Origin of the sequence: Trichocoleus sp. FACHB-591 (assembly GCF_014695845.1) — a bacterium.
Classification (GTDB): domain Bacteria; phylum Cyanobacteriota; class Cyanobacteriia; order FACHB-46; family FACHB-46; genus Trichocoleus.
The window spans coordinates 35,068-48,478 of sequence record NZ_JACJPA010000118.1; the positions used below are offsets into that span (position 1 = coordinate 35,068).

General features: G+C 47.5%; 12 protein-coding genes. 4 read left to right on the forward strand and 8 right to left on the reverse strand.

Annotation, left to right across the window (positions count from 1 at the left end; all coding sequences use genetic code 11):
* The first annotated feature begins 85 nt into the window (after positions 1-85).
* Together petJ and H6F90_RS26565 are read left to right on the forward strand one after the other, a co-directional pair.
* Positions 86-421 (forward strand): cytochrome c6 PetJ, encoded by a 336-nt coding sequence (petJ, locus tag H6F90_RS26560; RefSeq protein ID WP_370588098.1) that lies wholly within the window; start codon positions 86-88, stop codon positions 419-421.
* 302 nt (positions 422-723) lie between these two features.
* On the forward strand, positions 724-1,338 hold the full coding sequence (locus H6F90_RS26565) for a rhomboid family intramembrane serine protease (protein WP_242024641.1): 615 nt from the start codon (positions 724-726) through the stop codon (positions 1,336-1,338).
* Positions 1,339-1,440: 102 nt separating this feature from the next.
* Here the strand turns inward: H6F90_RS26565 and H6F90_RS26570 are convergent, their stop codons facing one another.
* Both H6F90_RS26570 and glgP read right to left on the reverse strand, forming a co-directional pair.
* Positions 1,441-2,283: a Tab2/Atab2 family RNA-binding protein gene (locus H6F90_RS26570; RefSeq protein WP_190555038.1), complete on the reverse strand. Its 843-nt coding sequence runs from the start codon at positions 2,281-2,283 to the stop codon at positions 1,441-1,443.
* A 277-nt stretch (positions 2,284-2,560) separates the two neighbouring features.
* Entirely contained in the window at positions 2,561-4,774 is a 2,214-nt protein-coding gene (gene glgP, locus H6F90_RS26575; protein WP_190555039.1) for an alpha-glucan family phosphorylase, read from the reverse strand.
* A 396-nt stretch (positions 4,775-5,170) separates the two neighbouring features.
* Here glgP and H6F90_RS26580 point away from each other — a divergent pair, with 396 nt between their 5' ends.
* Positions 5,171-6,442, forward strand: coding sequence for a valine--pyruvate transaminase (locus tag H6F90_RS26580; RefSeq protein WP_370588099.1), 1,272 nt, complete (start codon positions 5,171-5,173; stop codon positions 6,440-6,442).
* Between the two features lie 9 nt (positions 6,443-6,451).
* The gene (gene rimM, locus H6F90_RS26585) at positions 6,452-7,072 is read left to right on the forward strand and encodes a ribosome maturation factor RimM (RefSeq protein WP_190555041.1); all 621 of its coding nucleotides are present in this window, start codon (positions 6,452-6,454) and stop codon (positions 7,070-7,072) included.
* A 9-nt stretch (positions 7,073-7,081) separates the two neighbouring features.
* Here rimM and H6F90_RS31650 read toward each other — a convergent pair whose 3' ends face one another.
* The 6 genes from H6F90_RS31650 to H6F90_RS26615 form a co-directional block, all read right to left on the reverse strand.
* On the reverse strand, positions 7,082-8,452 hold the full coding sequence (locus H6F90_RS31650; protein ID WP_190555042.1) for an ATP-binding protein: 1,371 nt from the start codon (positions 8,450-8,452) through the stop codon (positions 7,082-7,084).
* A 411-nt stretch (positions 8,453-8,863) separates the two neighbouring features.
* The gene (locus H6F90_RS26595) at positions 8,864-10,246 is read right to left on the reverse strand and encodes a sensor histidine kinase (protein WP_190555043.1); all 1,383 of its coding nucleotides are present in this window, start codon (positions 10,244-10,246) and stop codon (positions 8,864-8,866) included.
* A 377-nt stretch (positions 10,247-10,623) separates the two neighbouring features.
* On the reverse strand, positions 10,624-11,001 hold the full coding sequence (locus H6F90_RS26600) for a low temperature-induced protein (RefSeq protein WP_190555044.1): 378 nt from the start codon (positions 10,999-11,001) through the stop codon (positions 10,624-10,626).
* A 179-nt stretch (positions 11,002-11,180) separates the two neighbouring features.
* On the reverse strand, positions 11,181-11,477 hold the full coding sequence (locus tag H6F90_RS26605; protein WP_190555045.1) for a hypothetical protein: 297 nt from the start codon (positions 11,475-11,477) through the stop codon (positions 11,181-11,183).
* Between the two features lie 63 nt (positions 11,478-11,540).
* A complete protein-coding gene (locus H6F90_RS26610) occupies positions 11,541-12,632 on the reverse strand; it encodes an ABC transporter permease (RefSeq protein WP_190555046.1) in 1,092 nt (363 codons plus the stop codon).
* Positions 12,633-12,643: 11 nt separating this feature from the next.
* On the reverse strand, positions 12,644-13,156 hold the full coding sequence (locus H6F90_RS26615; protein WP_190434225.1) for an adenine phosphoribosyltransferase: 513 nt from the start codon (positions 13,154-13,156) through the stop codon (positions 12,644-12,646).
* Positions 13,157-13,411 lie beyond the last annotated feature (255 nt).

Sequence of the window (13,411 nt, forward strand, 5' to 3'; positions counted from 1 at the left end):
CTAAAAAACGCCTTGTAGAAGCGTAGAATAGTCTAAGCAAGGCGTTCTTGTTGTTTGCTGTGTATTGATTGAGTAGAGGAGAACTGTGTTGAGAAAGCTATTGTCTATCGTCTTGGTGGCGATCGCCCTGTTTGCTGTTGGTTTCGGTCGTCCTGCCCTCGCAGGTGATGCAGCGAATGGTGCCAAGGTGTTTAGTGCTAACTGTGCTGCCTGCCATATGGGCGGTAACAACGTCATTATGGCTAACAAGACCCTGAAGAAGGACGCTCTAGCCCAATTTGGCATGAACTCTGTGGAAGCCATTACCAACCAAGTGAAAAATGGTAAGAATGCCATGCCCGCTTTTGGTGGCCGCCTCAGCGATCAGCAAATTGATGATGTAGCAACCTATGTTCTAGAGCAATCTGAAAAAGGTTGGTAAGCTTCTAGCAAACTGACATCTGCTGACAAAACTATTTTCTATAGATTGAGTGATCTAGTCTTTGCAAGAACCCCTCCAGTATGTGAGGGGTTTTTTGCTGATCCCAACGGAAAACTTTGTGAAGAAATCTATCTCGAGATCAACAGACAGCCTTAAATTAAATCAGTTATCTTCCAGCTAGTAGATACTTAGGAAAAACGCCTGTGGTTCCTCTCCGTGATGATAATCCGACTACAATCACGCCCTTTGTTACCTACGGCCTTATTGTTGCAAATATATTAGTTTTTCTAGTTGAATTGAGTTTGGCTCCCGGCCAATTGGAGAAGTTCTTTTACACTTGGGCCGTTGTTCCTAGAGAATTAACAGCTAGTTTCGCGGGGCAAGCCGTTAGTGCCGGACCCACCGAATGGTTCACTTTATTTAGCTCGCAGTTTCTGCATGGTGGCTTCCTACATATTGCAGGCAACATGCTGTTTCTCTGGATCTTTGGCAACAATGTAGAGGATCGCCTTGGTCATGTTAAATATTTAATTTTTTATCTAGCCTGTGGTGCTTTAGCAGCCCTGACTCAGTGGTTTTTCTCGCCTAATTCCGCTATTCCCTCCTTAGGGGCAAGTGGAGCGATCGCAGGTGTGATGGGAGCCTATATCTTGAAATATCCTAAAGCGTCTGTCTTAACTCTGCTACCTTTGGGCTTCTTTATCACGACCGTCCGCATTCCAGCGTTTTTCTTCTTAGGCTGGTGGTTTGTTCAGCAAGCTTTCTACGGTGCGGCTAGCCTGAATGCCCCCACAAATATTGGTATGGAAGGCGGCGGTGTGGCTTACTGGGCTCACGCGGGTGGCTTTGTCTTTGGTGCCATCTTAGGACCGTTACTGGGTCTCTTTTCTTCTGACTCAGAAGCCAGCGTCCTTTAAATCCGTTAAATTGTTCTCTCCCAAACAGGTTGTCTAACCGCTGAAACTCTGTAGCAATACAACTTCAGCGGTTTTTTTTGTACAAAGTTGAATGACACTCAACTAATCCACGGGATGCAACAGCCAGAAGCCACTATAGGTCATTCCAGAGTCATCGGGCTGCACCAATAAGAAGTGCAGCCCTTGAGTCACTTGTTTTCGTTGTTCATAGGCTTGCGCCGCAGCTTGCACTTCTAGATCTTCAAAGGTGGCCATGACCCAACGCTCGGCTAAACCAGCTTCCAAAATTAAGCCGTCTGGACTCCCAGCCATGTAGTTTAAGGCAACAGGATGAACTTGCTGCAACCACTGAGCCAACTTCATAGAGCGGCGGCCCGCGTCAATAATTACACCAGGTACAGGCAAATCAGAAGCCAATCCTAAACTGAGAGGTAAGAGAATTTCGGGCATCTCCAAAATCGGGATGGGGCGGTCTTGGAAAGCATCGACGAGTTGACCTGCGGCGATCGCGGCAAATCGCCACTGTTCCCCTTGAAGATTTTCGGCAATGGGAGTCGGTGGGGGCTTATCTAAAGCTAGGGGCGAATAAGGCTGCTGGGCGTAGCTGCTGGACTGAGAATACTGCTGGGCTTTCTCGCGTAGTAGCTGCTTTAGAGCAAAGGTCCGGCGAGTCGGCTCCACTGTTATTCCTAGCTCTTTCCCTGCCAACTCAAGTAAACCTAGGGCTTGAGGCCGAAAAACCTGCAAGCGCTCTGGGAATTGCTGTTGCGTTTTCGCTGCCGCCTGTAGCTGGCTCACGACCCAAGCAACATTGGCTTCTGGTTGGGGGCACAGAGCGCTAAATTCCCAGTTCCGGGTGCGATCGCAAAGCAACAACTCCCAAAGGGGATGCCCCTGCTCATCCTGCAAGGGACGACGATAAAAATCAGCTTCCCAAATCAGCATACTGTGGTGGTCCAAGTTTAATTCCCGTTTGTTGAGTTCGTGCGTTATAGCTGTGCCTCCCAGATGCTACGGTCGCGGTTGATTGGGCCAGCTTCAGCCAATTCATTCTCAGGCTATCAGCTAGAACGGGGTCAATGGGCAAAAGCTCGGCGAATCACTTGGCAACATTGCACTCAATACACAAAAAGCTGCCGCAGACATATCATCTACGACAGCTTTTGATCGCTAAACTAAGTTAACTGTTTGTGCTCGTATCTGGGCTTAGCAGCTAAAACACTTACGCCAGAGCACTCGCCAGAATCGGTTCAGCGTTGACTGCTGTCCCAGGAGCATACATTTGTCTCACGTAGTCGGCCACCATGCGATCGGTGTTGAAAGCAACGGAGTTGGTCTTGATCGAAGCCTTCATTTTTTGAATCCAACCGTGGGGAATGCCATTGGCATCTTGGTCGTAGTAGAGGGGAACAATTTCCTCGGTTAGGAGCCGATACAACGATTCAGAATCAATGCGGTCTTGCAGTTCTTGGTCGCTGGTGTTGGCATCTTCACCGATCGCCCAACCGTTCAGACCTTTGCCGTCGGGTCCAACTTGGTAGCCTTCGCACCACCAGCCATCCAGTACGCTACAGTTGAGGCCGCCATTAAAGCAGACCTTTTGGCCGCTGGTTCCAGAAGCTTCTAAAGGACGACGAGGATTGTTCAGCCACACATCTACACCTTGAATCAGCTTTTGAGCAGTGTAGATGTCGTAGTCTTCAATGAACGCCACGCGATCGCGAATGGCATGATGACGACACCACTCCATTAAGCGCTGAATAATCCGCTTGCCTTCCTCATCGGCAGGGTGAGCCTTACCTGCAAAGATGATCTGCACAGGGCGATCAGAGTTACCGAAAATTTGCAGTGCTAGCTCCGCATTTCGCAGCAGTAACGCCCCACGCTTATAGGGGCTGAAACGACGAGCAAAGCCAATCGTCAGAATGTTGGGATCGAGCAGGTGATCCGCCGCGTGGATTTGATCTGGCTCTTCACCTCGTCCTTGCCGCGATGCCTTAACCTTAAAGCGAGTATGAGCAACTAACCGCTCCTTCAAGATTTGGTGGCGCGACCACAGTTCCTCATTCGGAATTTGGTCTACTCCTGCCCACATCTGGGGATCAACCACCCGCGCAGACCAGTTCTCTCCGAGATATTGCGCGTATAAATCGCTTAGCAGGGGAGCTGTCCAGGTGCGGGCATGCACACCGTTGGTGATGTGGCTAATCGGTACTTTGTCTTCTGGGCGATCGGGGTACAGAATGCTCCACATCTTGCGGGACACTTGACCATGCAGCTCACTGACGCCATTGGCACCACGGCACAAGCGTAAGGCCAAAACTGTCATGCCAAATGGTTCCCAAGGATCACCGAGGCGACGGGCACCCAAGGAGAGAAACTGCTCTCGTGACAGCCCTAACTCTGGCCAGAAACTGGCAAAGTAGGAATCCATCAGATCAGCCGAGAAAACGTCGTGGCCTGCGGGTACAGGGGTGTGAGTCGTGAATACACAGCGATCGCGCACTGAGGCTTCAATGTCGTAGAAAGACTTGCTCGTCCGTTGCACTTCCAAGCGCGACAACTCTAGAAGGCAAAACGCCGCATGACCTTCATTCAGGTGATAGACCGTAGGCTCAATCCCTAACGCTTGTACTGCTTTAACGCCACCGATCCCTAACACAACTTCTTGGGCGATCCGGGTTTCCTGGTTGCCGCCATACAAGTGTCCTGTCAACCAGCGATCGATCGGATCATTGTCTTCCCGGTCTGTATCCAGCAGGTAGAGCTTCACCCGCCCTACTTGCACCCGCCAAATTTGAATTTTGACCATGCGCTGGCGGATTTGTAGCTGAACCGTAATCGGTTCTCCCTCGGCATTGGTCATTAGTTCCAAGGGCATCTGCTCAAAAGGATTGTCTGTGTAGTAATCCTCTTGCCAACCATTGCGGTTGAGACGTTGGTGGAAATAGCCTTGACGGTAGAGTAAACCGATCCCAATCATTGGCACGCCTAGATCGGAAGCCGACTTGAGGTGATCCCCAGCCAAAATTCCCAAACCACCGGAGTAAACGGGGAGCGATTCGTGGATGCCAAACTCAGCACAGAAATAGGCGACAGGATGCTCTTGAGACAGTTGTGGAGCTACTCGGCTTGCCCAAGTATCTGTTTCTTGCATGTAGCGATCGAATTGGGTCGCTAAACCTTGCAAGCGCTTGAGATATAGGGGATCTTCTGCTAGCTGAGTTAAACGTTCGTAAGAGGAGGACTCCAAGAGAGCCACAGGATTATGCCCAGAGCGCTGCCATTCGTCCGGGTTAATGTTTTGAAATAGAGAAACATGGCCATTGGCCCAGCTCCACCAGTAGTTGTAAGCTAAGTCTGCTAGTCGTTTCAGCGGAAGGGGTAGCTTCGCACTCAGCTTAGCAGCAGGTGTCATAACGGCAGTATTCGTCATAGGATTTAAGGCTCTCGTGCTTCACTAAAATCTCGGCTCAGGCTTATCCAATGGCATCACTCCAGATGAAGCCTGAATCAGGGGTCCAACGTGCTTAGCGGGGTTCGATCGACGACTGGACAAATACAAATCTTTTCGAATCAGCTCTCTACAAGCAACGCAACGTAACGGGACTGGGTTCTAGCTTGACAGGACTTAGAGAGGGAGGGGCGATTATTTCATACTCTCTAAAGCTTCGTTACCAAAGTTGTAAGTAGAGCTAAAGAAATTTTTTGCCAAGTTAAGTTTTGAAAGCTACCTCAGCGTTTAACAAGCTTCTATCGCGCCCCTCTAACGGTTAGCATTGATCAGCATCCTCAAGTAGCACTGGTCCCAAGTTCTTCTATGAACCCTGTCTTGACTCAATTCGGCGCTCAGATGTCCCAGCTAACTGGGGTGCGAGCCATTATGAAAGACATTATTGAAACGCTGCGAGCCGGAGATGGTCAAGAGTTCATCAATTTAAGTGCTGGAAATCCGGTGATTTTGCCCGAAGTGGAACAACTGTGGCGAGATTGCACCGCAGAACTCCTAGCCAGCAATGAATATGGAGAAGTGGTTTGCCGTTATGGGTCAAGCCAAGGCTACCAACCGCTGATTGAGGCGATCGCCCAAGATTTTAATCAGCGCTATGGGCTCAAATTGAGCGATCGCAATATCCTGATTACACCAGGTAGCCAAGCCCTGTACTTCTATGCTGCAAATGCTTTTGGCGGCTATACCACTAGCGGCAACCTAAAGCAAATTGTCCTGCCTCTTAGCCCTGATTACACAGGCTATGGCGGCGTTACCTTAATTCCCGAAGCTTTAGTTGCTTATAAGCCAGCACTAGATATTGACGCTAGCGCTCACCGCTTCAAGTATCGCCCCGACTTCAGTCAACTGGAAATTAACGAAACTACAGGGTTTGTGTTGTTTTCGCGGCCTTGCAACCCAACGGGTAACGTCCTCACCGACGAAGAGGTGCAAAAAATTGCCGCCCTCGCTACTCCTCACAATGTTCCGGTTTTGATTGACTCCGCTTATGCGTCACCCTTTCCAGCCTTGAACTTTACAGACATGACTCCGGCATTTGGCGACAATATCGTTCACTGCATGAGCTTATCTAAAGCAGGGTTACCGGGAGAACGGGTGGGGATTGCGATCGGAGATGAGCAAGTGATTCGAGTGTTGGAGTCATTCCAAACCAATCTTTGCATCCACTCTTCTCGTTACGGCCAAGCGATTGCCGCCCGGGCGATCGATTCAGGAGCTTTGGCAGAAATCTCAACTCAAGTGATTCGCCCTTACTACCAAGAAAAATTTACCGTCGTGGAGACGAGCCTCGATCAAGCAATGCCCCAGGAAATTCCTTGGCTGCTCCATCGCGGAGAAGGTGCTATTTTCGCCTGGCTGTGGCTCCAAGACTTGCCCCTCACAGATTGGGAGTTTTATCAGCGACTCAAACAGGTGGGTGTTATTGTGGTCCCCGGCAGTTCGTTTTTCCCAGGCTTGCGGGAAGATTGGCCCCACAAGCAGCAGTGCATTCGCATTAGTCTCACCGCTAGCAACGAAGAAATTGCTATAGGCATGCAACGTTTAGCCAAAGTGGTTGCCGAAGTTTATCAACTGGTAACCGCAAGTGAGTGAGTTTCTTCCATGATTCGCGAGAACCCCATGTCTGAGAGCCGTAAAACTAATCCTTCCCGGCCCAATACCACCCCGCCAAGCTTGGCTGCAGTCCCTGAAGGTTGGCTACAAGTTGGTAAAATTGTTGCCGCTCAAGGCTTGAAAGGCGAAGTGCGCGTTTACCCAGACTCCGACTTTCCAGAACGCTTTGAGCAGCCGGGAACCCGTTGGCTATTGCCCACCGATGCGACTGAACCCCAACCGATTGAGTTGATCAAGGGCCGCTATCTGCATGGCAAAAACATGTATATCTTGCAGTTGGCAGGTATTGGCGATCGCGACCAAGCTGAGGCGCTAAAAGGCTGCAAGTTATTAGTGCCAGAAAGCGATCGCCCCCAGTTAGAAGAAGGGGAATTCCATGTCATCGACTTGATCGGCTTAGACGTGTTTGATCAAGCGACGCAAGCGCTGCTAGGTACAGTCACAGATGTGATTCCTGCTGGAAACGATTTGCTAGAAGTCAAACTGGTCGCTCCTTCAAATCCTAAGCAACTCACGGTTTTAGTTCCATTCGTCAAGGAGATTGTTCCTGTGGTAGACCTAGCGGCCCGGAGAGTAGAACTGACTCCGCCAGTGGGATTAATCGAATAGGTTAGACGATTACACCAACGGTAGGAGAATCGTAAACTCCGTCCCAACCCCTAGTTGCGATCGCAGTTCAAATTTGCCTCCATGTCTAGCTGTCACAATTTGATAACTCATGGACAAACTAGTTTCCTTCGCAGCCCGTTTCTCTACGGAAAACGATTCCAAAATGCGTTGATGTTGTTCTGGAGCCAAACCGGGGCCATTGTCGGCGATTTTTACGGAAATCCAACGAGTTCCGGAAGCGACGCTGAGTAGCTTAGCAGGACAAACTTGAGTGGTAATTTCAATCTGAGGCTTTTGGGGCAGAGCCAGGATACCTGGACTGCAATACTCAATGGCTAGCTCTTGTCGAACCGCTTGATCAATTAAGGCATCGACCGCGTTCGTCAAAATATTCATAAAAACTTGGCTGAGCTGCCCCGAAAAACATGAAACTGGTGGGAGCTGACCATAGTTTCTAACAATCTGAATTTCCCCAGTCAAGCGGCTTTTCAGGAGTAGCAAAATGTTGTCAAGGCACTCATGCAAATCGGCTGGCTTCGGATAAACCTCATCAATATGACAAAAGTTTTGCAAGCTGGTTGCTAGTTTTGATAACCGTTCTGCTCCGGAGCGAATACTAGCAATGGTATGGGGGAGATCCTTGATCACATACTCCAATTCCAAGTCTTCTTGTAAATTGAGAATCTCTTCTGGGGGTTCTGACAGACAAGCTTGATAGGCAGCAATTAACTCCAGCAAGTTCTGGCTATAGCTGGAAACATGGGTTAAATTGCCCCAAATAAAACTGACTGGATCTAAGATTTCGTGGGCGATACCATCTACTAAGCGCCCCAAACTGGCCATTTTCTCAGTCTGAATCATTTGGGCTTGGGCTCGTTCGTACCTCACCTGCGTCTCAATGCCACGAATTTGCCAGTAAGCAATGTTTAACTCGTGCATGTTAAGCAGTTGATAGGTTTGGGGTTCTGTGTAAACCACAATCGGCTCCCCTAGCAACTCGCGCGATCGCCGTAGAGCTTGCTGAGCTGCTGTCACAATGGGGGTGCTGGCAGACAAAACTAGCGGCTTGGTTCGGGCATAACTGTACAGCACGCTCAAAGGTTGGTTGAGAAACAATTCTAGTCCTTGAGGACGTAGCAAATATTCCAAAAATTGCTGCCGAGAAATCATCCCGACAAACTCACCTTGCTCTAGCAAAATCACCCCTGGCAGCAAAGGGTTTTTTTCAAAAACCTGAGCAATTTCTGACCCTAAATGGCTGAGTTCAACTTGAAAGCTGTAGAGCCGTAGGTCCTGTAGTGGAGACTCTAAACTGAGGGCCAGCCCATTTCCTTCTGAGAGAGAGGGTGGAATAAAGTGAGAACTGGATTGATTTAGCACAAGCACTCAACTCTCCCAGACACCCTAAACTACATCCCTTGAAATAGAACCAGCCCCAACTTTTGTCATCAAGTCTATCTACGCCTCAAACCCATCAGCCCTAGCCAGGTTAGCCTTTACAATACCTTGGCCTCGGCAATTCGGCTTCTGCCTTTCAATATAGGTGCTATGGAAATTCCAAATGGGGTGCGGCCCTCACAACCCACCAACCTGATCAATCATTTAGGACGGCGATCGCAGTATAGGGGTTAAGAAGTGGTAAATCGTCCGCAAAACTATCAGGACTAACCCAGTTCTAATTTCTTCGGGTCAACTTAATCCGTAATTTCTGATAGTTGAATCCCTGGAAGAATAGGCTATATCCCTCAAATCTTGCCAAATTCGATCGCTAACAGGCTAAGTCTTTGACCATTAGGGTGTAGAGACAATGGGCAGCCGAATTTCAAATTCAGTCCCGACTCCAGGTTGCGATCGCAAGCTCAGCTGCCCTTGGTGCTTTTCAGTCACAATCTGATGACTAATAGCTAATCCAAGCCCGGTACCTTGGCCCACTGGCTTGGTCGTAAAGAAATTTTCAAAGATTCTTGCTTGAATCTCACTGGGTATGCCGCAACCATTATCAGCAATCTGAATCACAACCCAATCATCAGACTTTAAGGATGCTGATGCTTCAACCCTAAAAACTGTGGTTGAAATTTTAATTTGAGGCTGCCAAGAATTCGCTTTGACTGGCTGTTTTGCCAAAATTCCGTTTAGCTTCTGCTCATTAGTGGTATTGTCTGTTTTCTCAGCTAATGCATCAATGGCGTTGCTAATCAAATTCATAAACACTTGGCTGATTTGACCGGGATAGCAATTAATTAGAGGTAAATCTCCATAATGCTTCACTACCTCAACGCCGTACTTCAGGCGATTACCCAAAATCAGCAAGGTGTTATCAATACATTCATGCACATCTGTTGCTCGAAGCTTTGCTTCATCCATGTGTGAGAAGCTACGCAGGCCCCCCACAATTCTTTTAAGGCGTTCTGCGCCCATTCGCATGCTGTCAATTACCTGCGGCAAATCTTGAAGCAAAAAATCAAATTCAATTTCTGCTTTTTCTTGCTGGACTAGGGTGCTATCAAGAGAAACTTGAGCTACTTCCTGGTCATAAGTTGACACCAGTCTAATCAAGTCCTGACTGTATCTAGATAAATACCCTAAATTTCCCCAAATAAAATTTACAGGATTTAGAATCTCATGAGCCACACCTGCCACCATTCGACCTAGACTCGCCATTTTCTCTGTCTGGATCATTTGAGCTTGAGTTTGCTCATGGAGTAGCTGAGTGGTCAACTCATGAATTTTAGCTTGAGCTACTAATAGTTGATGTACATCTAATAAACGGTAAACTGAAGGCTCTATCTGTACAATAATCGGCTCATAAATCAGCTCTAGCGATCGCAATAACGATTGCCGAGCCGCAGCCACAATTGAAGTACCACCTAGTAAGATTAAGGTTTCATTTTTAGTGAAGTTATAGAGTATCTTTAGAGGCCGTTTAGAAAATAGTTCCACCCCATAAGGACGGCTCATTTGCTCTAGAAACCTACGACGTGAAATAGCACCAATCAGCTTTTCACAGTCAACTAAAATAACACCAGGTAGCAAAGGGTTCTGTTCAAATACTTGGGAAACCTCTGAGCCAAGACAATTAGAGTCAACTTGAAAGTTGTGTAGCTGTAATTCTTGCAGAGTGGACTCCAAAGACAAGGTAGGCTCTAAGAAGTCCAAATGAGATTCAGTCATCATAGCTATTGGTGAGTATATCAACAGGGTGGTAACTAACTAATCAATCAAGCACACAACTGAATATCACTATTTTGCATGACACTAGGCTTGTCTCAAATCCATTAAAGACAATCTAGATTTAACCCAAAATTAACCTTTAAGCGCTTAACTATGTTGAGCAATTAAATTAGTTACGCCTGGCACAGACTTTAACTCACTTCTTAAAAGAAAAAACTTATCAACTAATTCATCGCCCATCCCTTAATTATTTTCATAAAAAAAGGGCAGGTTACAGGAACCTACCCTAGAGTTTGAAACCTCTAAAACAGAGGTGAGATTGGCTGAAAGAATGTCAGTAGTGACAATAAGTGAGCTTTAAGACTCCCTAGCGACTCAAGCTATTTACCTTGAAGCTTTTCAAGATTCTTCTTGATGGTTTGTTCAACCGAAGGAGCCGCATCCTGAGAATTGGAAGGACGATACATCTTGTCAATATCAGCGTCGCCCTGAGCCGCATTTAAGCCTTTACCTTGGGTTTCAACTTCTTCTTTTTCTATTCCATACGGATCGTTGGCTTCGATCGCCTGGTAAGACTTCTCTTCAATACCTTTGAGCTGAGCTTCACCCTTGGTGGGGCTGCTGCTGCCAGAATACATAGAAGAAGCGGCAAAAGCAGGGGCGGCTTGCGTTACCAACAGTAATGCACAAGTAAAAGCAATTACTAAAAAGCGCACAGGACGTAGAAGAGCAGATAAGTTGATGCGAATAGATTGCATATAGAGCTTCTCCGTAGTAACAGTTATTATGTGTTGTTAAGCAGGAATTTAGTGATTAACTTCCTGAATGACCTGCACTTAATTTGCTGGAATCTGTGACTCTGCTGCATCTATACCCGGATAGATTCTGGAGAAATAAATTCGAAGCGAGGAGCCACAATCGTTTGAAAACCTAACTGTTACGAGACTGAAGATAGAAACTCTACCTGAGGTAAGAGTGGATCTTGGACAATACCAACCCCTGCAAACCCCCAACGCTTCATTAAACCAGTGATTTGCGTGCCAGGAACGGATTCCACGGCAAAGCGATCGCTTAAATCAGAGGCATGAGTGTTCAAATAACTTAAGGCTTCGAAGTCCTCACGAAACATTAATAAATAACTAGATTTAGTACCGCTAGAACCTTGACTAAAATTCGCAGTTAGGTAGTTGCCATCGAGTCTAGACCGAATGATGTAATAAACCTGAGAAAGCATAGTCACCTCAGGGAGAAGATTAGGAGTAACTATCTACTAAGTTGCTTAAGCTGCTGGCGTTGGCTACTTCAAATTTTCTAAGCGAATTCGGGGGTCTACTGCTTTGAGCAACAAATCGGCTAATAGATTGCCGATGATTAACATCACAGCCCCCATCATCAAGCTAGCCATCACTACATAAAGATCTTGAGCAATCACAGCTTGCAAAATTAATCGACCTAACCCAGGCCAGTTAAAGAAAAATTCTGCAATAAAGGCACCACTCAGCAGACCCGCAAATTCAAACCCTAGCAGCGTAATTAAAGGGTTGATCGCATTGCGGAGGGCATGCACGTAAATGACTTTGTTTTCTGGCAAACCTTTAGCCCGTGCCGTCTGGATGTAGTCTTGCCGCAAAACATCCAGCAGTTCTCCTCGCATGATGCGCTGTAAGCCAGCAAAACTCGTGACGCTCAAGGCTAAAGTGGGCAAAATCATGTGCCAACCCACATCTAAGATTTTGCCAATGGGGGAGAGATCATCATGGTTGATGCTGGTCATATCTCCCACGGGAAAGAGCGGCGAGGTATTTTGGGCCAAAATCAACAACAGCAGCGCTGTGATGAAACTGGGAAACCCTTGGCCCACGTAACTAATGACTTGTAGCACTCGATCCGCTGTCCGGTTTTGATTCACAGCGCTGACAATCCCTAGAGGAATCGCGATCGCCCAAGTAATCAGCAATGAGGAAATCGCCAACAACAGCGTATTACCCACCCGCTCCCACAACAGAGCCGCCACCGATCGCTGATAGACAAAGCTGGTGCCAAAATTCCCTTGGGGCAAAATCAGGGGAATCGGTCCCACCTTCACCACATGAGGCTTGAGGATCTGCCAAAGCCATCGTCCGTATTGCTCCAGCACTGGCTTATCCAAACCAAACTGTTGCTGCAACTCTTGGATTCTCTCCGGCGAAATCTTAGGATTCTGCCGCAAAGTATCGAGGTAATCCCCAGGTGCCAGTTGAATAATCGCGAAACTCAAGGCCGAGGCCAACAATAAAGTCAGCAGTGCCTGTAATAGTCGCTTAACGACATAGACAGCCGTTTCGCTGGTAACTGAGGAGATTACCCGTTGCCCAAAAGAGTCTAGCCCACCACGATCAGAAAGAGTCATTCAACCTAGTATTAATAATCAACCAAGGTCACAATCGGAACTTCGGGCAACCGTTCACGGCCTTTGAGGTCCCGTAGCTCGATGATAAATCCAAAGCCCACGAGGTGACAGCCTGATTGTTGCACTAACTTGGCCGTTGCCTGAGCGGTGCCACCTGTAGCAATTAAGTCATCTACGATCAAAATCCGACAGCCCGACTGAAAGGCATCTTGATGCACTTCCAAGCGATCCATGCCGTACTCCAGCTCATACTCAATCGCGTGAACTGGACCAGGCAACTTCCCAGGCTTGCGGACGGGGATGAAACCAGCTCCCAATTTGTAAGCCAGAGGAGCGCCAAAGATAAATCCTCGTGATTCCATGCCAACTACATAGTCCGCACCCAAATCAGCACACTTATCCGCTAGGGTGTCAATGGTGTAACGGAGCCCTTCTGGATCGCGCAGTAAGGTTGTAATATCTCGGAACAGAATTCCTGGCTTAGGAAAATCGGGAATCTCACGAATGAGGGATTTCAGATCCATAAAATTGCGAGTAAGAATTGAGGGTGCAGTTGGCAACTATTGTCTAATTGAACCTGAAATTGGCTGCGATCGCTTGAATAAGCTTTTTAGAGCGTCAATCATTTAGTTGCCTCAGAAATCGTACAATGGAAGTTTGTAAAGTTTTGGCTGATTCTAAACATTTGGAGTTGTTATTAGCTGGGTTCGAATAATCTAAGTAGAGTTGGGGAATGATAGAAATTGGCACATCCCCGATGCTCTGAGTGCAAAATTCTA